The sequence below is a fragment of the Pantoea folii genome (assembly GCF_056678875.1).
Map to the genome: position 1 here is coordinate 97,012 of NZ_JBWXON010000011.1, position 18,143 is coordinate 115,154.

Sequence of the window (18,143 nt, forward strand, 5' to 3'; positions counted from 1 at the left end):
TCTTATCCCTCCTGAGAAGCGTTGTGACTTTTCGGCCAGTGCGCACTGGCGGGCATATCCTGATCCTGATTGAGTGCCGCGAGCAGCGCGTCGACTTCCGGACTGACCGGTGCACGACGCAGCCATCCCATCACCACAAACAGCATCAGCGATGACATCACGGGGGCGGCCACCTGAGTGGCAGTGCTGACATCAGTAAAGATAAATTTCACGCAGAAAAAGGTGCCCACGCCCACGGCCCAACTCATCAGCGCCGCGGCACTGCCGCTACGACGAAATGCGGGCAGTAAGCCTAAAAGCATCGGAATCGAAATGGGCCCCACTAATCCACCGAACCAGATAATCAGCAGAGACAGCACACCGCCGAAACGGCTGGCATTCATGGCGATAATCAACGTGGTGATGATGAAGAGAAAAGCCGTCAGACGCGCGACGAGCAGCGAGCTTTTACCGCGCTGAAAATGGCGCGGCAGCATGCCGGGCAGAATGTCACGCGTAACCACCGCCGTGATGGCATTGGCATCTGATGAAGTCATCGACAGTGTGTGAGTGAACATCGCCACCAGCACTAATCCTATTAACCCATTCGGCAGTAATTCCATCGCCATCACAGAGTATGAACGTGAGGGATCGCTAAGATTGGGGAACAGCAGCGGTGCCGCCCACATCGGCCAGAACAGTATCAGCGGCCAGATCAGGTAAAGTGCGGCCGAGAGCAACGCCGCTTTACGTGCATCGCGACCCGCCGGTGCGGCGATGAAGCGCTGTGCCAGATTCCAGGTGCCGCCGTTGTAGCTCAGGGTGTAAATCACAAAGTAGGCGAGGATAAAGCCGAGCGTATACGGCTCCTGAACGATGTCGGTGTGGGTGGCAGGCAGGTGTTGCCAGATGGTGAGTAGCTCGCCGAAACCGCCCAGATGCATCGCCACGGCCACCACCATGACCATCGCGGCGACAAACTGCACCACAAACTGGCCGAAATCATTGCAGGCATCGGCCCATAAACCGCCCATCACGGTATAAAACAGGCTAAGCGCCCCGGAGATACAGATGCCAATCAACGGATCTAACCCGGTAAAGACATTGATGATTACGGCAATGGCGGCCCATTTGGCGCCGACGTCGAAGGTTTTCAGCAGCACCCCACTCCACGCCAGCACCATTTGCGTTGGCAGGTTATAACGCGTGGCGAGGTACTCCATCGGCGATTCGATATTCATATGGATTCGCAGTCTGGCCCAGCGTGGAGCAAACAACCGCGACCCGATTAATACCGCAACGGAGATGGGAAACGCCCACCAGAAATAGATGGTGATGCCCATGTTATAAGCCACTGCCGCATAGGCCACGAACACGGCCGCACTGTAGCCGGACATATGATGCGAGACGCCCGACAACCACCAGGGCATTTTCCCGCCTGCCGCAAAGAAATCACGCGTACTGCCGACTTTACGCATCGCCCAGAGCGTAATGGCCACTATCATCAGCGCATAGAGCGCCATCACAGCATAATCAAGCACATTCATAGCCGTCTCCACAGGTCAAATCTGCCCGACGAAAGCATCCGGTTCGAGGGGAAGGATAGATTATTTTTTAATTAGTCCTTATTTATGATTAATGCATCCTGGCAGCATTACCGCGTTTAAAATGTGACGACGCTCCGGCTATTACTTTTTCTTCTGACCGATGAATGGGAGCGAGTGAGAAGCAATAAAAAAGGGCTCATACACAGTATGAACCCTTAAATCAGGTGCAATTCGATTAGGCTTTTTTCAGGCAGGAACTCATAAAGGTCTTACGTGCATCGCCGCTGAGTTTTTTATCAGCCGCGTCGGTATTACAGGTTTTCATCTTCATTTGCTGCGGCGTCATGCTGCCCATCTTGCTGTCTTTTTTCAGACAGTCGCTCATGAAGGATTTACGCGCATCCCCTTTTAAATCCTGAGAAGATGCGTGTTGATTACACATGGTCATTTTATTTTGTTGGGCGGTTTTCTCTGCTGCACCCGCATTGCCCGCCAACAGCAGGCCTGCTGCTATCATTGCCAAAAGACACGATTTCATTGCCGGAATCTCCATAGAATTATTGCCTCTTAATCATGGCAGGAAATAAGCAATGCAGAAAAAAATATATTCCCTCGTCCAGAGCTTGCTGCGAGCACGCTAACAGCAAAATCGGTTCTTCAGCGTGGCGTGACGCTTACACGCGGGGATGATTCAGCAGCTTTTCAACGTAGTTACGCAGCAGAGTGGTATCTGGGGTTTCTGCCGCAGGGGCAAGTGGAGGCATCGCGGTGGCGATACCGGCCGCAATCTCGTTGAATTGTTCAGGATCCAGCTTACGCAGCATGGCCGTCAGCACAATTTCTAATGCCTCTACCTGGACCACTAATTCTTTTGACTCTTCTTCTTTCTCAGCCAGTTTTAGCAGAAGTTCCGCGATAAGGTTTTTCATGCGACAGGCTCAATAAGAGATGGAAAACAGACGTTAGCATTGAGGGGGTTAAAACAACAGGGATTTTTGGCGGTTTGCTTAAATTTTAGAATAAGCGCAGCGTTAAAAAAGAAACGGAATTTCAATATGTAACGGCGAAACGTTTCACTTCATTGGTCATGCTTCTTCGAAACGTTTCGCGCGTAATCATGCATTAACGTCTGGCGCTAATTAATGGGGTCCCATAAAGCCATGCCCTGGACCGCCACCGCCGCCAGGACCACCCCAACCGCCTCCGCCACCCGGCGGTGGGAAGATACAACCGCTCAGCGCGGCCACCAATGCCACAACGGCAGCGATTTTAATAATACGGACCATAATTACCTCTGGATGGTGAAATCGGGCTGAGTGTATGAGGCGGTAACGGGCACGACAATACAGAATTCTCTGCAACCCGGCGCTATTCATCTCTGCTCACCACGCTTAACAAATTACTGGCACTACGCCCGCAAAAAAACCACAGAGGCATCATCATATTGAAGAAAATTTCAACCATTGCGGGCGGTCGATCACTTTACACGCCGCGCGAAATGACGCAATGTGAGCGCATTACAATCAATGAGATCTTACCATGACCCTGCCCACCCTTTCTCTCAGTGATATCCTGGCGCGTCGCGACTGGGAAAATCCGGTGATCACTAGCCTGAACCGTCTGGGTGCCCATCCGCCGTTTTCCAGCTGGCGCGATGAAGTCAGTGCGCGCGACGATGCCCCTTCTCCATCACACCAGTTACTGAATGGACACTGGAGTTTCAGCTATTTCTCACAGCCTGAAGCGGTGCCACAAAGCTGGTTGCTGCAGGATTTGCCTGGCGCGCACTCCCTGCCCGTGCCTGCAAACTGGCAGCTGCATGGCTTTGACGCGCCAATCTACACTAACGTGCAATATCCGATTCCTGTGAACCCGCCGTTTGTTCCTCAGGAAAACCCCACCGGATGTTATTCGCTCACATTCAATGTCGATGAGAGTTGGCTGACGCAAGGACAAACGCGCATTGTGTTTGACGGCGTTAACTCGGCCTTTTTCCTGTGGTGTAACGGCCAGTGGATCGGCTATTCACAGGACAGCCGCCTGCCCGCCGAGTTTGATCTCAGTCAGGCATTACAGCGTGGCCAGAACCGACTGGCAGTGATGGTGTTGCGCTGGAGCGATGGCAGCTATTTAGAAGATCAGGACATGTGGCGCATGAGCGGGATTTTCCGCGACGTCAGCCTGCTGCATAAGCCATCGACTCAACTGGCCGATGTGCAAATCGAAACGGCGCTGAGCCCGGAATATATCCGTGGCGATCTGCGCGTGAGTGTCAAAATTCACGCCGGCGAACACCCGCTTAATCAGTGCCGTCTGCGTGTGAGCCTGTGGCAGGACGAAACCTGCATCGGCAGTGAAGAACAAGCGCCGGGCAGTGCGGTGATTGACGAACGTGGGCATTACCCAGAGCGCGCGCTGCTGGTGCTGCCGATAAAAAATCCCCTGCTGTGGAGTGCGGAAACGCCCCATCTCTATCGTGCCGTGGTGACGCTATTGGATGACAACGGGCAGGTGATTGAAGCCGAAGCCTACGATGTCGGCTTCCGGCGTGTCAGCATTGAAAACGGTCAACTGTGCGTCAACGGCAAGGCCCTGCTGATTCGCGGCGTTAACCGTCATGAACATCATCCGGAAAATGGCCAGGTGGTGGATGAAGCCAGCATGCGGCGCGATATTGAATTAATGAAACGCCACAACTTCAACGCCGTTCGCTGTGCGCATTATCCCAACCATCCGCTGTGGTATCGCCTGTGCGATGAATATGGCCTGTATGTCGTCGATGAGGCCAATATTGAAACCCACGGCATGCAGCCCATGAACCGTTTATCGGCCGATCCACGCTGGTTCGCCGCCTATAGCGAGCGCGTCACGCGCATGTTGCAGCGCGATCGTAACCACGCTTGTATCATCATCTGGTCACTCGGCAATGAGTCCGGCCATGGCAGTACCCATGATGCGCTCTATCAATGGGTGAAAAGCAGCGATCCGACCCGTCCGGTGCAATATGAAGGCGGTGGCGCCAATACTGCCGCCACCGATATTGTCTGCCCAATGTATGCGCGCGTTGATCAAGATCAGCCCTTCCCTGCCGTACCGAAGTGGTCATTGAAAAAATGGATTGGCCTGCCGGGTGAAACGCGTCCGCTGATCCTCTGCGAGTATGCGCACGCCATGGGCAATAGCTTCGGTGGCTTCGCCAAATACTGGCAGGCTTTCCGTCAGTTCCCGCGCCTGCAGGGCGGTTTTGTCTGGGATTGGGTCGATCAAAGCCTGACGCGTTATGACGAACAAGGCCAGCCATGGCAGGCTTACGGCGGCGATTTTGGCGACACGCCTAACGACCGCCAGTTCTGTATGAACGGTCTGGTGTTTGCCGATCGAACGCCGCATCCGGCTTTGTTTGAAGCGCAGCGTGCACAGCAATTCTTCCAGTTCCAGCGCGATGCCAGTAATGCCTGGCGTTTCACGATCTCCAGCGAGTACCTGTTCCGCAGCAGCGATAATGAAGTGCTGCGCTGGTCGATTGAACAGGATGGCGTTTCCGTCGCGCAGGGCGAACTGCCGCTGCATCTCGTCGCGCAGGGCAGCCAGACGATTGATATTCCAGCCGCTGAACATTTACAAGGGAATGCGTGGCTGAATCTCGCGGTACATCAGATCGCTGCCACCGCATGGTCGGAAGCCGATGCCCGCGTGGCCTGGGATCAGTGGCCGCTGCCCGCCGCGTTAATGCCTCGTGTGATTGATGCCACGCCCACCGCGCCAGAGCTGATAGCCAATCACGATTTGGTTGCCGTGCAACTGCCGCAACAGCGTTGGCACTTCTCGCGCCGCAGTGGGGAATTGGTGCAGTGGTTTGTTAACGATGAAGAGACAATGCTGACGTCATTGCAGGAGTGCTTTGTACGCGCGCCGATTGATAACGATATCGGCACCAGTGAAGCCGCCAATGTCGATCCCAATGCCTGGGTGGAGCGCTGGAAACACGCGGGCTATAACCAGCTGGAAGCAGTGCTGCAGGATATGCAGGTCGATAGTCTGAAACACAGCGTGCTGATTGAAACCTGGCATCAGTGGCAGGCCAATGGGCAGGTGATCTTTACCAGCCACAAGCGTTATCAGATCGGTGGCAACGGTGAGTTGAGCGTCAGTGTCGAGGTGCAACAGGCGCCGGGCTTGCCTGCTCCCGCGCGCATCGGGTTGCGTTGTCAGTTGAGGAGCGCGCCGCAGAGTGTGAGCTGGCTCGGCCTGGGCCCGCATGAAAACTATCCGGATCGTCAGCTGGCGGCGCAGTTTTCACACTGGCAGCAGCCGCTGACTTCGCTGAGTACCGCCTATGTGTTTCCCGGTGAAAATGGATTGCGCTGCGGTACGCGCCAGCTTGATACCGGCAGCTGGCAGGCGAGCGGCGATTTTGCGTTCTCGCTCAGCCGCTTCAGCCTCGAACAGCTGCGTGATACCTCGCATCGCCATCTGTTGCGGGAAGAAGAAGGCTGTTGGCTGCACCTTGATGGCTTCCATATGGGCGTGGGCGGTGACGATTCCTGGAGCCCCAGCGTCAGCCCGGAGTTTTTGCTTTCTCAGCAGCAGTGGCACTACGCGCTGACGCTGCGCCAGTAGACTTCTTCGCCGCCTCACCTTGCTGGCTCAGCGGTGGAGTCAGCTCGGTTTTCGGGCGGCGATAGAAGCGGCGCAGAAGCAGGACATTCAACAGCACCACCACGGCGGTAGCGAAGAAGACCCAGCGATAGCCGGTCGCAGCAGACACCGCCGCACCCAATAGCGGGCCGGCCACGTTGCCGAGATACATAAAGGATTGGTTGTAGCCAAAGATGCGTCCGGTGACATTATCGCGCGAGTGGCGTACCAGCAGCGTTTGTACTGCAGGCATCATCGCGCCATCGGCAAAGCCCAGCAGGAAACGCAGCACGCCTAACTGAGTGGCGCTGGTAACGAATGACATCGCCATCAGCAACACCAGAGAAAACAGCATGGTGCCCATCAGAATGCGCTGCGTGCCAATGCGATCGCCCAGCTTACCCAAACGAGGGGCGGAGATCAGCGCCGAAACGCCCGGCAGTGCGGCAATCACTCCACTGAGGAAGGCCAGATTCTGCGCATCGGGCGCCAGCTCACGCACGAACAGCGTCAGGATCGGGTTCACCGAGCCGTTACACATCTGGATCACCATGGTGGTGACGAAAAGACACATCATCAGGCGAGGATTGTCGAGGCTGCGGAACACCTCGCGTCCGCTCATTTTGTCCTGCTTGCTCACTGGCGTGTAGCCGGTCTCTTTGATCAGGAACAACGTGACAAGGAAGCTCACCATCAACAGCACTGCCGTGACAATAAACACCATGCGCAGTCCCAGCCAGTCAGCCAGAAGCCCGCCAATCATCGGCCCCAGAATCACGCCGCCAATTTGTCCGGTGGAGACACAGCTCAATGCCCAGCCGCTGCGCTCACGCGGAACCTGAGCGGCCACCAGCGCCATCGCATTAGGAATATAACCGGATGTCAGGCCCATTAGCGCACGCAGCAGCAGCAGTTGCCATGCTTCGGTCACAAACGCCTGCAGCAGAATCACCGCGCCCATGCCAAAGGATGCGCGTAACAGCATCAGCTTGCGCCCTTTGCGGTCAGCCAGACTGCCCCACAGCGGTGCCACCGCAGCAGATACGATGAAGGTGATACTGAAGGTGAGACCCGACCAGACGCTCAGTGCATTGGTGCCATGGATACCGAGTTCCTCAACGTAGAGCGGCAGGAAGGGAATGATCTGGCTGATGGCCAATCCAGTGAAAAAGCAGCCAAACCAGACCGAAATCAGATTGACCTTCCAGGACTCGATGGAGCGTAGCATGGGCATCTACATCAGAAAAAATGAAATGAGGGTTCAGTCTAACAACCTCATAACATCGCTGGACGGCAAAACATGGCATCGGGTTAAAAACGCAGTTTTCCGCTGCCGTGCGTGATTCTGCTCACAGCAAATAGTGTAAGGGGCACGATTTTTAGTGTCTTTATGTGCTGAAACAAACAACTCAGCAAGATAAGCGCATCGCGATAGAGAGCAAACGTGAAAAAATATGTCTATCCATTACTGACAATATTCGACGCCGCATCTATGTTTAAAAAATCACCGGCCATCGCTGGCGAGGCGCTGCCCGTTCTGGACAGTTCCCATGCTTAACCCATGTTTCCCAATGCTGCCAATAAACGGCGGTGGGCATCGTTGTCTCTGCGGAGGTCAGCCATGAGAGCACATCCTAACAGCGCCAGCCGGGCGATTACCGACTACTTCAACAGTCCTGCCTGGCATGCGCCGCACGAGAGCGATCTGCTGGCAGCGATCATGCGCGAATTGATGGATGATGGTCAGCCCGCGACCAGTAAAGCGATCATTGCGCGGGTGATTGCCAAACTGGAGTTTGAAGGGGATGAGCAGCAGCTCCAAAGCTATCGCAATCTGTTGGCGCAGTTGCTGGAAGACAGGCAACAAAAGCCGTAAGGTGCCGTCATTAAACCACCGAAGAAATCGCCTTGTGTGCGGCGGATTTAAAGGACATTTACAGCGTTCAGGGATTTCAAGACGCGCCGTAAGCGGGCGCGCCTCCATATCGTGTTACTTCACTGCGCGCAGGTGATCGGCCTCGCTGACCACCGCTTTTCCGCTTGTACGCTGGTACAGGCACAGCTCACGCCCAATCTGATTTTTCATGTGCTTCTGCGGATAACGCCCTTCCAGCAGTACCGCGTCGTAGCCGACGCTGTCGTCATACTGAATCGGTTTCCCCACCACCTTCACCCCTTTCAGGCCGCTGGCTTTCAGACAGGCTTGCTGCCGGGTTTGGCTGTTTTGCTGCCAGGCGGCTTCGCTCGAGGCGTGCGCCAGTGGACTTAATAGCAGGGTGATTAGCAGAATTTTTTTGGTGTGTCTCATCGTCGCTCCTCATCAATCCAGTACGGATTAATAGATAAAAAAATTCCCGCCGAGGCGGGAAGAAACAAGACGAGCATTGCATATTCGAGAGTGACGAGGAAATCTCCGTAATGCGCAGCTATCCTCGCCCGGCGCCATGACAGCCCGATGACAATGCGATGTCCGTTTGAATTTATCCGCAATAAACCCGCGAAATTTTACCACTCTGATCAGCAGTAAAATTCAGGCGGCGCAGGTTGAAGTCCATGGTGACGGCACCGTTCCACGGAATGGCGCGCACCGGCACCGCAAAGCGTTGGGTATCAAGGCTACTCAGTGGCTGGCCGATATAATTCTGATATTGCGATGCGCCACACTGATCGGTTTCGGGATCGTGGCTGACGGCAGCGGTGCTGTCTGGTTTGCTGGCGGACTGACAGGCGGTTAAGGCAAAAAAGGCCGTGGCCAGTAACGCTTTTCCATAATGGGTCACAAGTTTCTCCTCCTGGATAGAAAACGAACCGTTCCCGAGAGTAACAAAGCAAGCCGCTGATGTGAAAATAATGCCAGTGGATTAATCGAAGAATTGTGCTCTAACACGAGATTTCCCTCTCACTTCCCAGGATTAATCGCACGTCGTGTCTAAAATTTATGCGCTCAGACACTACAATTAACTAAGAATTATCTGAGGAGACGATAATGGAACTCGCCATTTTTATCGGTTTTGCCATCCTGATGACCGTGATTGCGGTGCGGGTGCGTTAAGCCCTGATGATACTGGCGGCTAAACGGCCGCCACGACGGAGAAGCCGCACTTATTGAGCGGCTTCTTTTTCATCCTGCAAGCGCACTTTAAACGCCCCAAGTGGCATTGGCTTGCCGAGAAAATAGCCCTGCCCCTCTTCACAGGAAAGCGCCTTCAGCTCATTGAGCTGCGCTTCGGTTTCAATCCCTTCTGCCGTGATGGTGAGTGCAAATGCCCGCGCCAATCCGACAATCCCCGCCACCACTGATTGCGCCTGCCTGGATTCCGGGAACTCTTTCATCCATGATCGATCGATTTTCAAGCCATTGAACGGGAAGGTTTTGAGATAGCCTAAGGCAGCATAGCCAGTACCAAAATCATCCACCGTCAGCCGCACGCCCAGCGCACGCAACCCCTGCATGATTTCCAGCGCACGATCGGGATGCTCGAAGGTCACGTTTTCAGTGATCTCCAGTTCCAGCCGTGTGGCCGGTAAACCGCTCACCGCCAGCGCGTGTGCGACACGATCCACCAGATCGCTGTTACGGAATTCCACCGGAGAGATGTTCACGGATACGTAACGCTGGTCGCCCCAATCGCTGGCATCATGGCAGGCGCGCATTAGCACCCAGTCACTGATGGCAGCGATCAACCCATTCTCTTCCGCCAGCGGAATAAAGCGGTCAGGGGTAATCCATTGATCCTCAGCCACTTGCCAGCGAATCAGCGCTTCTGCGCCAGCCAGCTGTCCACTTTGCAGCTGGTAACGCGGCTGATAGTGCAGGGAAAACGTATTGTTGCGGAGTGCCTCTTCAATCGCCTGCACCATATCGCGTTTCGATTGAATATGGTTGGCCATATCGTTGGAGTACCACACCCAGCGATCGCGTCCAGCCGTGCGTGCCTGACCGAGTGCAATGTCCGCCAGTCGCAGCAAGGCTTCCGGCTGGCTGGCATCCTGCGGTGCGCTGACAATCCCCATGCTGGCGGTAAGGCTCAGTTGGTGTGATCCGGTGATAATTGGCTGATGGACGGCGCGCTGCAGCGCACGGCAACGATACTCCAGCCCGGCACGCGAGCTTTCGCGCAGCAACAGAATAAACTCATCCCCGCCCAGCCGTGCCGCCAGTTCATCGGGACCAATCAGATTTTTCAGCCGCTGAGAAATCTCATTCAGCACCACATCGCCCACCGCATGGCCCCATGAATCGTTGATCGGTTTGAACTGATCCAGATCGAAGCTGATCACAAACAGCGGTGACGCTTGCGTGGCGTGTTCCAGATGCGTGGTCAGAAATTCCTGCAGTTGCATGCGGTTGGCGAGGCCAGTGAGCAGATCGTGGCGTGACAGGAACTGGATGCGCGCTTCCGCATCCACTTCATGGGTGATATCAGATACTGCACCGCGAAAGCCGGTACGCAAGCCGTTGCGGCGAATAGTTTTCGCCATCAGTTCACCGATACGACGCTCACCATTGGCGGCCATAAACTGGCAGCGCAGCGGCACATGCTGCATTTCATCGCCCTGACGCAGCAGCCAGGCCACCAGTGAATGGCTAGGATGGCTAAGGAGTTGATCCAGCGGGCGTCCAATCCAGCTTTTAATATCGTGTCCGGTGACTGCCGCAAAGCGCGAGGAGAGATAGCAAAGGCGCCCCTGATCGTCCACTTCCCAAATCCAGTCCGAAGCGGCTTCAGCCAGGTCGCGGAAACGCTCTTCACTGTTGGCCAGTTCACGCTGGCTGATGGCCAGCATTTCAAAGCGACGATCGGAAATGACGGCGTTATGCAGCGCATGGCGAATGACACGGCGTGTCACCAGCGCAACTGCCAGCGCCGTAAACAGCAACAGTGGCATCATCAGCCAGATCACGCCAAAACCGGGATTTTTGGCCTGCCAGCGCAATACCAGCGGCTCGCCCTGAATCACCGGTTCGGCCAGCCGCGGTTCATACAACGCATCGTTTAAGCCATTGGCGATGCGCGGCGCAATAACATTGAGTGCCTTGCCAAAGGCCTGCAATTTTTCCGGGGTCATGATGTTGACGAACACCATCACCGAAGCTGGGCCCGGAATAGTGGGAAGATCGGGTACCTTGCCTGGCGTGATCGGCGCGGCTACCACCAATGCCGGCTGTTGATTGATTATCGCATTGCGCGTAATGCCATCGTCAGGCTGGTGACGCGCGGCGGCCAACAACAGTGCAGTTTGCCCGCCCAGCCAACTCTCCAGCGAAGCCTCTGACAATTTGCCATCTACTACCGCATAGCGCGTTTTGCCGGCACCATCGATGACAAACACGCCGTCATAGTGATACTCCTTATACAGTCCCGGCCCTAAGTTCTCCTCGTCCCACGCCCAGACTTTATTTACCGTCAGGTGCAGATTCTTCCAGCCTTCACCCCAGTTGGCGTAATCACGTACATCGGTGATCATCTTCTCCTGCTGCTGTTGCCAGGCCTGGCGCATCAGGTTGACATCCTGCTGGATGGAGTCAGTGTTTTGTCGATGGGCAATCACCAGCACCATTACGACAGAAAGCAATAGCACGCCAAAGAGTAGCGACGTTAAGGTGCGCAGACTGCGTCGCGTCACCCGTACCGTGTGTGCTTCCATATTAGCCCTGGCAGGCAAGGTCGCGTGCCGGTGATACTCAGAATTCATGCAATGTGCTCGCAAACAGAGGCAGCAAAAAAGAAGACAGGGTGCGCTTTCGATGCGCCTCCGTCCTGTAATGGTTTTTTTGGTTATCGGCGCAGGCCGCTGCAGATTTAGTCCTCGCGGCGGAATTTTTGAGCAGTGCAATTCTGTGTGGGGCCATCTCGACAGCAATGATCGCCATTGCTACTATGCGTTTTCCTCTGCCCATTGAGCTGACTATGGACACCCAATCCGACAAAGTGACGCTGACGCTGTTCTACGCCGCGAGCTTTGTGGTGTATTACGTTGTGACCATGCTGATTACGCTGTTTCCCAACTACGGGGCGCTGCGCAATAACGGTTTACTGGTGCCGGTGCTCTGCTTGTTTGAATTCGCGGTGATCTACCCGCTGTATCGTTTTTACTGCCAACGCCGGACTGACATTCCACTGGGATATCTGCGTCCCGGCCAGGCGTTGCTGTTTGTGGGTGCGCTGGTGGCGCTGATGGTGGCGCAGACGCAATTCCTGCAACCGGAAGGCTGGTTGATTGCGCAGAGTCAACAGGGACGCAGTTCGATGCTGATCCTGCTGCTGACTGCGGTGCTGCTGGCACCGGTGTTTGAAGAGGTGTTGTTCCGCGGTTTTCTGTTACAAGGATTTTTGTTGTGGGCACCGAAGAGTCGCTTCGCCTGCATGCTGCTCACCTCGCTGCTGTTCGCCGCGATGCACACGCAATACGTGCATTGGGAAACCATCGTGGCCCTGACGCTGTTTTCACTGTTGCTGTGTTACGCCCGTCTGCGCAGTAATAGCCTCGCGCTGCCCATCTTCCTGCATACGCTGAATAACCTGATCGCGATTCTGCCCGCCTGGTTTTACGCATAAAAAAACAGCGCAATCTCTTGCGCTGTTTTCAGAATTAAAGCATCAGGAAATCGCCGAGTCTTTGTGTTTGTCCGCCTCAAAATGGGCTTTGAACTGCTCGTAGATAGAAATCATGTTTGAAGCATCGCCTTGCATTGGGCTGAGTTTGCCTGCACGCACCAGTTCAATCACCAGTTGCAGTGCGGCTTGTTTAGGGCTGCTAGCCGGATGGGCAATTTCGTTCAACATTGGTCACTCACTCATCATTTTTGTCAGGGCCGCACAGTTTAGCCCAGATTGTACTGCTGTTGTGCGTCGGTCTGGTTATAATCTCGCCGTTCGCACCACAAGGCCGCTCGGGGTGATCATTGACTCTGCTGCCGTTTGGCTATACTGGATTAAAAAAAGGAACGAACAGCCACTGCTTCCGTATCATCAGGAACGTGTTTAAGGAGTCCAATCATGCTGATTGGTTTTGTGTTGTTAGTGAGCGCGTGTGGACATGATGCCTGTGACGCCTTACCGGTGTCAGAACGTATCTACCCAACCAAAGTGGCCTGTGAGCAAATGGCCGACCGCATCCATAAAGTTCGACCGAATGTGGTCCTGCTGTGCGGGGAAGTGCACCGTTAATTCGGTGCCAGTTTTATTTAAGCTGTACAAAAATAAGCCAGACGGCATTGCAAGATCGGCGCATAGCGTCCAAAATATAAGCTGCTTTACACTATTACCGTTGTGAATCCCATGAAGAAAACTCGCCCCCGTCGTCCAAACGGACGCTGGGTTTATTACATTTTGTATGATGGCATTCTCTGGCCCTGCCCGGTGCGCTGGGAGTGGGAGAGCAGCTTTGAAGGCTGGTTGCCATTCTACTACTCGCCGACTTTTGAGTTTGTGGCGGGCGACCCACGCAAGGCCTATCGCATTGCGCGCAGCAGTGTGCGTAATGTTCGCCATCCGGACAGCGAGTACGCCTGAATCAACCAAGTTGCCATGGCAACCAGGAGGCGGTCAGCAGATAGTGCACCCCTTCCAGCACCAGAATCACCATCACTAGCACGCCGAGCTTATGGCGGCAGATCCAGTCTTTCAACCCCATATCATCGCCGCCCAGCGAATCAGCATCAGCGCGCCGCAGATGCACAGCAGCACCACAATCATTTTCCAGTGTTTAGTTGCAGCCAGTTTTTTCCCCACGCATCCTCCAGACGGCAGAAAGCAACGATGCGCCCTGAGGCGCATCGTTATTCTACCGCTGGTAAAGCGTAAGGGCGATTAATTATTCAGCGTATAGTCCAGGCTAATTTCAGCATTCAGGACTTGTGACACCGGGCAGCCAGCTTTAGCTTTCTGAATAATCTCATCAAATTTGGCGCTATCGATGCCCGGCAGCGCGATGGTGCTGGTGAGGGCGATTTTAGTGATAGCAAAACCTTCACCTTTTTTGTCCAGCGACACATCCGCCGTGGTGTCGATACTTTTTGGCGGATGGCCAGCCTGACCCAGCATCAGCGACAGCGCCATGGAGAAGCATGCCGCATGTGCTGCACCGATCAGCTCTTCCGGATTGGTGCCCTTCTCACCCTCAAAGCGGGTATTGAAGCCATAAGGCTGGTTGCTCAGCACACCACTTTCGGTGCTCACGGTACCCTTGCCTTTGATGTCGCCTTCCCAATGGGCCGATCCTTTCTTATGAATGGTCATGTCATTCCTCCTGTTAGTCAGACAGCAGTCAGTATAGACAACGCCTCTCATTTTGCTTTCCGCAACTCAGCTCACGGCACGTGGTCGAGCCGGATGTAAACCCGCTTCGCTCAGCAGCGCATTCGCCTGCACCAGCGAGTCCTGGGTGATCTCGGCAATGGTTTTGGCCCCGGTCAGCGTCATCGCCACTTTCATCTCTTTTTCGATCAAATTCAGCAAATTCTCAACGCCACGCTGACCACGGGTCGCCAGTGCGTAGATAAAGGCGCGGCCCAGCAGTACCGTGTCTGCACCCAGTGCGATCATGCGCACCACATCCAATCCATTGCGGATACCGCTGTCGGCCAGAATGGCAATATCGCCTTTCACCGCGTCTGCAATGGCGGGCAGAGCGCGCGCCGATGACAGCACGCCATCCAGCTGGCGTCCACCGTGGTTCGACACCACAATACCGTCCGCACCGAAGCGCACCGCATCTCGCGCATCTTCGGGATCCAGAATACCTTTGATCACCATCGGGCCATCCCAGAATTCACGAATCCACTCCAGATCTTTCCATGAAATCGACGGGTCAAAGTTGTTCGCCAGCCAGCCAATGTAATCTTCCAGTCCGGTAGGTTTACCGAGATAGGCTGAGATATTACCGAGATCGTGCGGACGGCCATGCAGACCCACATCCCACGCCCACTGCGGATGCGTTACCGCCTGCCAGTAGCGACGCATCGCCGCGTTTGGCCCGCTCATGCCCGAATGCGCATCGCGATAGCGTGCGCCCGGTGTCGGCATATCCACGGTAAAGACCAGTGTCGAGCAGCCCGCCGCTTTCGCGCGTTCCAGTGCGTTACGCATGAAGCCACGATCGCGCAGCACATACAGCTGGAACCACATCGGACGATTAATGGCTGGCGCCACCTCTTCAATCGGACACAGCGATACCGTGGAGAGCGTGAACGGAATACCTTTCAGTGCCGCTGCTCGCGCGGCCTGCACTTCCCCGCGTCGCGCGTACATGCCGCACAAACCCACGGGCGCTAACGCGACCGGCATCGACAGCGTTTCGTTGAACAGTTTGGTTTCCAGACTGAGATCGGACATGTTCTTCAGCACCCGCTGACGCAGCGCCACGTCCGACAGATCGGACACATTGCGCTTCAGGGTGTGTTCGGCATACGCGCCGCCGTCAAGATAGTGGAACAGGAACGGGGGCAGGATGCGTTGCGCCGCGGCGCGATAGTCACTGGCTGCAGAGATGATCATCAGTTTTTTTCCTTACGATTATCCAGGGATTCGCCTGGCAAGCGGGTAATGCGCGCCTGCCGGGCTTCATCTTCATGGAGCGATTTCAAGGTGGTATGTACAAAGCCGAGGTGATCCATCGCCGCCTGGCGTGCCGCCTCGGCATCACCGGCCATCACCGCATCGAACATCGCCTGGTGCTGTTCATTCAGGCGATTAAAGATCACCGGCTGGGTGTACATGCGCTGACGGCTGTGCAGTACCGAGGACTGCAGCAAATCGAAGAAACCACGCATGGTTTGCAGCAGCACCACATTGTGCGAGGCCTCAGCGATGGCGAGATGGAAGCGCAGGTCGGCTTGTGCCGCGATATCGGGATCATCACAGTCGTGCATCTTGAGCAGGGCATCAAAAGCGAGGCGCAGCTTCTCTTTATCCGCTTCAGTGGCACGCAAGGCGGCGTGCCAGGCGGTGCTGGCTTCGATAGCGTGGCGCGCTTCCAAAATATCCCAGCGATAATCGGGATCGTCCGCCAGCAGTTGGCGAATCGGCTCAACAATACGCTGTTCCGACCAGGGCTCCTGCGGCTCACACAGCCAGGTACCGCCGCCGCGTTTACTGATTAACACGCCGCTACTGATCAGCTGCTGAATCGCCTCACGCAATGATGAGCGTGACACACCGAACTCAGCGGCCAGCTGGCGCTCGGCCGGTAAGCGCATACCCGGCTCCAGCTGGTGTTCCTCAATCCAGGCGAGCAATCGCGCCCGTAGCGTTTCCGCTAATCGCGGCGTGTTTTCTGTCATGGAATCATCCAGGTTAAGACATAAGCTTGCAGCGTAGTGATCAGCCCCACCATACAGGTGAAGATCAGACTGTGTTTAACGGTAAAGCGGAACAGATCCGACTCTTTACCCACCAGCCCCACGGCGGCGCAGGCGATGGCGATCGACTGAGGTGAAATCATCTTACCCGTCACGCCACCCGTGGTGTTGGCGGCCACCAGCAGCACATCCGACACACCAATCTGCTGCGCGGTGGTGGCCTGCAACGCCGCGAACAACGCATTTGAAGAGGTATCAGATCCTGTCAGAAACACGCCAAGCCAGCCAAGGAACGGCGAGAAGAAAGTAAAGGCATTGCCGGTGTGCGCCAGCGCTAAGGCCAGTGTGGCAGACAATCCGGAGTAGTTGGAGATAAAGGCGAAGGCCAGCACCATACCGATGGAGTAGATGGGCAGTGCCAGTTCTTTCAGCGTCTCACCGAAGGTCTGGATCGCCGCAGCGGGCTTCATACGCAGCCAGATCACGGACAGCACCGCCGCCACGATAATCGCCGTACCGGTGGCTGACAGCACATCAAACTTGAAGATGGCCGCATAAGGCGTTGCCGCACTCACCACCGGCGGCATACGTGCCACCAGCTCATGCAGCAGCGGTACCGGAACGCTGAACACCCAGTCATACATCACGCCACCTTTAGCAAACAGCGCCTTGAACGGCGGAATGCTCCACAGGGTGACGGTAGCCGTGAGGAACAGGAATGGCATCCACGCGCGCACAATCTGGCCCAGCGTATAGCGCTGAGAGGTTTGCGTCGGGTCAACGGCGGTTTTCTCATCGAAACGGAAAATACGTACTGGCTTCCAGCGGCGCAGGAACAGCGTGAGGCAGATAAGAGAGGCCAGTGACGAGATGATGTCCGGCAATTCCGGGCCGAGGAAGTTGGAGCTGAGGAACTGCGCAATGGCAAACGACCCACCGGCGACGATCACCGCTGGCCATGTTTCCTTGATACCGCGCCAGCCATCCATAATCGCCATGATCCAGAACAGCACAATAAGGGTCAGGAACGGCAATTGACGCCCGGCCATCTGGCCAATCTGGAAGCTGTCAAGTCCGGTGACTTGACCGGCGACAATAATCGGAATCCCCATCGCACCAAAGGCTACTGGCGCGGTGTTGACGATCAAGCATAAGCCAGCCGCGTACAGCGGATTAAAGCCCAATCCCACCAGCAGGGCTGCGGTGATTGCCACCGGTGCGCCAAAACCCGCCGCCCCTTCGAGAAACGCGCCGAAGGAGAATCCGACGATCAGCATCTGCAAGCGCTGATCGGGTGTGATGGAGAGGATCGAAGCACGGATGATGTCGAATTGTCCGGTTTTCACCGAGATTTTATACACAAATACTGCCGCGACGATGATCCAGGCGATTGGCCACAGGCCGTACAGGAAGCCATACACCACGGAAGCCAGCGCCTGGCCCAACGGCATGCCATACAGGAACAGCGCCACCAGCACTGCAATCACCACCGTGGCGGTGCCCGCCTGATAGCCTTTCAGCTTGAGCTTCAGCAGGGCGAAGAAGAAAAACACAATCGGGATCACCGCCACCAGGCTGGAGAGCCACAGATTGTTGAGAGGATCGTAGTTTTGTTGCCACACCGGCATGCCGTTATCTCCAGAGGTTACCAGATGAGTGCAGCGCAACGGCAATGC

Annotated in this window: 19 protein-coding genes; 5 read left to right on the plus strand and 14 right to left on the minus strand. The window is 55.5% G+C overall.

What is annotated here, in order from left to right:
- Positions 1–2: 2 nt before the first annotated feature.
- The 4 genes from AC1MDE_RS14215 to AC1MDE_RS14230 all read right to left on the minus strand — a co-directional run bounded on the left by AC1MDE_RS14215 (position 3) and on the right by AC1MDE_RS14230 (position 2,812).
- Complete coding sequence (locus AC1MDE_RS14215) at positions 3–1,526, minus strand: sodium:solute symporter family protein (RefSeq protein ID WP_479398065.1); 1,524 nt, start codon at positions 1,524–1,526, stop codon at positions 3–5.
- Positions 1,527–1,761: 235 nt separating this feature from the next.
- Complete coding sequence (locus tag AC1MDE_RS14220) at positions 1,762–2,064, minus strand: PsiF family protein (RefSeq protein WP_034830548.1); 303 nt, start codon at positions 2,062–2,064, stop codon at positions 1,762–1,764.
- Between the two features lie 136 nt (positions 2,065–2,200).
- Positions 2,201–2,455: an anti-adapter protein IraP gene (iraP, locus tag AC1MDE_RS14225; protein WP_034830496.1), complete on the minus strand. Its 255-nt coding sequence runs from the start codon at positions 2,453–2,455 to the stop codon at positions 2,201–2,203.
- 210 nt (positions 2,456–2,665) lie between these two features.
- Complete coding sequence (locus AC1MDE_RS14230; protein ID WP_167347131.1) at positions 2,666–2,812, minus strand: hypothetical protein; 147 nt, start codon at positions 2,810–2,812, stop codon at positions 2,666–2,668.
- Positions 2,813–3,065: 253 nt separating this feature from the next.
- Here AC1MDE_RS14230 and AC1MDE_RS14235 point away from each other — a divergent pair, with 253 nt between their 5' ends.
- The gene (locus AC1MDE_RS14235; protein WP_479398064.1) at positions 3,066–6,146 is read left to right on the plus strand and encodes a beta-galactosidase; all 3,081 of its coding nucleotides are present in this window, start codon (positions 3,066–3,068) and stop codon (positions 6,144–6,146) included.
- Here AC1MDE_RS14235 and AC1MDE_RS14240 read toward each other — a convergent pair.
- The gene (locus tag AC1MDE_RS14240) at positions 6,085–7,392 is read right to left on the minus strand and encodes a multidrug efflux MFS transporter (protein ID WP_479398063.1); all 1,308 of its coding nucleotides are present in this window, start codon (positions 7,390–7,392) and stop codon (positions 6,085–6,087) included. The genes AC1MDE_RS14235 and AC1MDE_RS14240 overlap by 62 nt on opposite strands.
- A gap of 393 nt (positions 7,393–7,785) precedes the next feature.
- On the opposite strand from AC1MDE_RS14240, the gene AC1MDE_RS14245 reads away from it, so the two are divergent.
- Entirely contained in the window at positions 7,786–8,040 is a 255-nt protein-coding gene (locus tag AC1MDE_RS14245) for a biofilm development regulator YmgB/AriR family protein (RefSeq protein WP_034830488.1), read from the plus strand.
- Between the two features lie 114 nt (positions 8,041–8,154).
- Here AC1MDE_RS14245 and AC1MDE_RS14250 read toward each other — a convergent pair whose 3' ends face one another.
- The 3 genes from AC1MDE_RS14250 to AC1MDE_RS14260 all read right to left on the minus strand — a co-directional run bounded on the left by AC1MDE_RS14250 (position 8,155) and on the right by AC1MDE_RS14260 (position 11,861).
- Entirely contained in the window at positions 8,155–8,472 is a 318-nt protein-coding gene (locus AC1MDE_RS14250; RefSeq protein WP_058961474.1) for a hypothetical protein, read from the minus strand.
- A gap of 172 nt (positions 8,473–8,644) precedes the next feature.
- On the minus strand, positions 8,645–8,944 hold the full coding sequence (locus tag AC1MDE_RS14255; protein WP_045833892.1) for an I78 family peptidase inhibitor: 300 nt from the start codon (positions 8,942–8,944) through the stop codon (positions 8,645–8,647).
- 322 nt (positions 8,945–9,266) lie between these two features.
- On the minus strand, positions 9,267–11,861 hold the full coding sequence (locus AC1MDE_RS14260) for a bifunctional diguanylate cyclase/phosphodiesterase (RefSeq protein ID WP_058961475.1): 2,595 nt from the start codon (positions 11,859–11,861) through the stop codon (positions 9,267–9,269).
- 215 nt (positions 11,862–12,076) lie between these two features.
- Between AC1MDE_RS14260 and AC1MDE_RS14265 the strand changes: the two genes are divergently transcribed.
- Entirely contained in the window at positions 12,077–12,724 is a 648-nt protein-coding gene (locus tag AC1MDE_RS14265) for a CPBP family intramembrane glutamic endopeptidase (RefSeq protein ID WP_034830547.1), read from the plus strand.
- A gap of 42 nt (positions 12,725–12,766) precedes the next feature.
- On the opposite strand, the gene AC1MDE_RS14270 is transcribed toward AC1MDE_RS14265, so the two are convergent.
- Complete coding sequence (locus AC1MDE_RS14270; protein ID WP_034830477.1) at positions 12,767–12,952, minus strand: hypothetical protein; 186 nt, start codon at positions 12,950–12,952, stop codon at positions 12,767–12,769.
- 213 nt (positions 12,953–13,165) lie between these two features.
- On the opposite strand from AC1MDE_RS14270, the gene AC1MDE_RS14275 reads away from it, so the two are divergent.
- Positions 13,166–13,336, plus strand: a complete 171-nt coding sequence (locus tag AC1MDE_RS14275) for a hypothetical protein (protein ID WP_007887091.1) — start codon at positions 13,166–13,168, stop codon at positions 13,334–13,336.
- Between the two features lie 111 nt (positions 13,337–13,447).
- Positions 13,448–13,681 (plus strand): hypothetical protein, encoded by a 234-nt coding sequence (locus AC1MDE_RS14280; protein ID WP_034830475.1) that lies wholly within the window; start codon positions 13,448–13,450, stop codon positions 13,679–13,681.
- A gap of 111 nt (positions 13,682–13,792) precedes the next feature.
- Here the strand turns inward: AC1MDE_RS14280 and yniD are convergent, their stop codons facing one another.
- The 5 genes from yniD to lldP all read right to left on the minus strand — a co-directional run bounded on the left by yniD (position 13,793) and on the right by lldP (position 18,095).
- The gene (gene yniD, locus AC1MDE_RS14285; protein ID WP_097117533.1) at positions 13,793–13,900 is read right to left on the minus strand and encodes a small membrane protein YniD; all 108 of its coding nucleotides are present in this window, start codon (positions 13,898–13,900) and stop codon (positions 13,793–13,795) included.
- Positions 13,901–13,978: 78 nt separating this feature from the next.
- On the minus strand, positions 13,979–14,407 hold the full coding sequence (locus AC1MDE_RS14290; RefSeq protein ID WP_034830472.1) for an OsmC family protein: 429 nt from the start codon (positions 14,405–14,407) through the stop codon (positions 13,979–13,981).
- A 66-nt stretch (positions 14,408–14,473) separates the two neighbouring features.
- The gene (lldD, locus tag AC1MDE_RS14295) at positions 14,474–15,664 is read right to left on the minus strand and encodes an FMN-dependent L-lactate dehydrogenase LldD (RefSeq protein ID WP_479398062.1); all 1,191 of its coding nucleotides are present in this window, start codon (positions 15,662–15,664) and stop codon (positions 14,474–14,476) included.
- Positions 15,664–16,449: a transcriptional regulator LldR gene (gene lldR, locus AC1MDE_RS14300; protein ID WP_034830467.1), complete on the minus strand. Its 786-nt coding sequence runs from the start codon at positions 16,447–16,449 to the stop codon at positions 15,664–15,666. Before lldR ends, lldD begins: the two co-directional genes overlap by 1 nt.
- Positions 16,446–18,095 carry an L-lactate permease gene (gene lldP / locus AC1MDE_RS14305; protein ID WP_058961477.1) on the minus strand — a complete coding sequence of 550 codons (1,650 nt, stop codon included), beginning with the start codon at positions 18,093–18,095 and terminating at the stop codon, positions 16,446–16,448. The genes lldR and lldP overlap by 4 nt, the downstream gene beginning before the upstream one ends.
- Positions 18,096–18,143 lie beyond the last annotated feature (48 nt).

What these genes read in the sequence shown, in the direction of transcription:
- AC1MDE_RS14215 (WP_479398065.1), bottom strand. Translation starts at nt 1,526, where the DNA reads ATGAATGTGCTTGATTATGCTGTGATGGCGCTCTATGCGCTGATGATA.
- AC1MDE_RS14220 (WP_034830548.1), bottom strand. Translation starts at nt 2,064, where the DNA reads ATGAAATCGTGTCTTTTGGCAATGATAGCAGCAGGCCTGCTGTTGGCG.
- iraP (WP_034830496.1), bottom strand. Translation starts at nt 2,455, where the DNA reads ATGAAAAACCTTATCGCGGAACTTCTGCTAAAACTGGCTGAGAAAGAA.
- AC1MDE_RS14230 (WP_167347131.1), bottom strand. Translation starts at nt 2,812, where the DNA reads ATGGTCCGTATTATTAAAATCGCTGCCGTTGTGGCATTGGTGGCCGCG.
- AC1MDE_RS14235 (WP_479398064.1), top strand. Translation starts at nt 3,066, where the DNA reads ATGACCCTGCCCACCCTTTCTCTCAGTGATATCCTGGCGCGTCGCGAC.
- AC1MDE_RS14240 (WP_479398063.1), bottom strand. Translation starts at nt 7,392, where the DNA reads ATGCTACGCTCCATCGAGTCCTGGAAGGTCAATCTGATTTCGGTCTGG.
- AC1MDE_RS14245 (WP_034830488.1), top strand. Translation starts at nt 7,786, where the DNA reads ATGAGAGCACATCCTAACAGCGCCAGCCGGGCGATTACCGACTACTTC.
- AC1MDE_RS14250 (WP_058961474.1), bottom strand. Translation starts at nt 8,472, where the DNA reads ATGAGACACACCAAAAAAATTCTGCTAATCACCCTGCTATTAAGTCCA.
- AC1MDE_RS14260 (WP_058961475.1), bottom strand. Translation starts at nt 11,861, where the DNA reads ATGAATTCTGAGTATCACCGGCACGCGACCTTGCCTGCCAGGGCTAAT.
- AC1MDE_RS14265 (WP_034830547.1), top strand. Translation starts at nt 12,077, where the DNA reads ATGGACACCCAATCCGACAAAGTGACGCTGACGCTGTTCTACGCCGCG.
- AC1MDE_RS14270 (WP_034830477.1), bottom strand. Translation starts at nt 12,952, where the DNA reads ATGTTGAACGAAATTGCCCATCCGGCTAGCAGCCCTAAACAAGCCGCA.
- AC1MDE_RS14275 (WP_007887091.1), top strand. Translation starts at nt 13,166, where the DNA reads ATGCTGATTGGTTTTGTGTTGTTAGTGAGCGCGTGTGGACATGATGCC.
- AC1MDE_RS14280 (WP_034830475.1), top strand. Translation starts at nt 13,448, where the DNA reads ATGAAGAAAACTCGCCCCCGTCGTCCAAACGGACGCTGGGTTTATTAC.
- AC1MDE_RS14290 (WP_034830472.1), bottom strand. Translation starts at nt 14,407, where the DNA reads ATGACCATTCATAAGAAAGGATCGGCCCATTGGGAAGGCGACATCAAA.
- lldD (WP_479398062.1), bottom strand. Translation starts at nt 15,664, where the DNA reads ATGATCATCTCTGCAGCCAGTGACTATCGCGCCGCGGCGCAACGCATC.
- lldR (WP_034830467.1), bottom strand. Translation starts at nt 16,449, where the DNA reads ATGACAGAAAACACGCCGCGATTAGCGGAAACGCTACGGGCGCGATTG.
- lldP (WP_058961477.1), bottom strand. Translation starts at nt 18,095, where the DNA reads ATGCCGGTGTGGCAACAAAACTACGATCCTCTCAACAATCTGTGGCTC.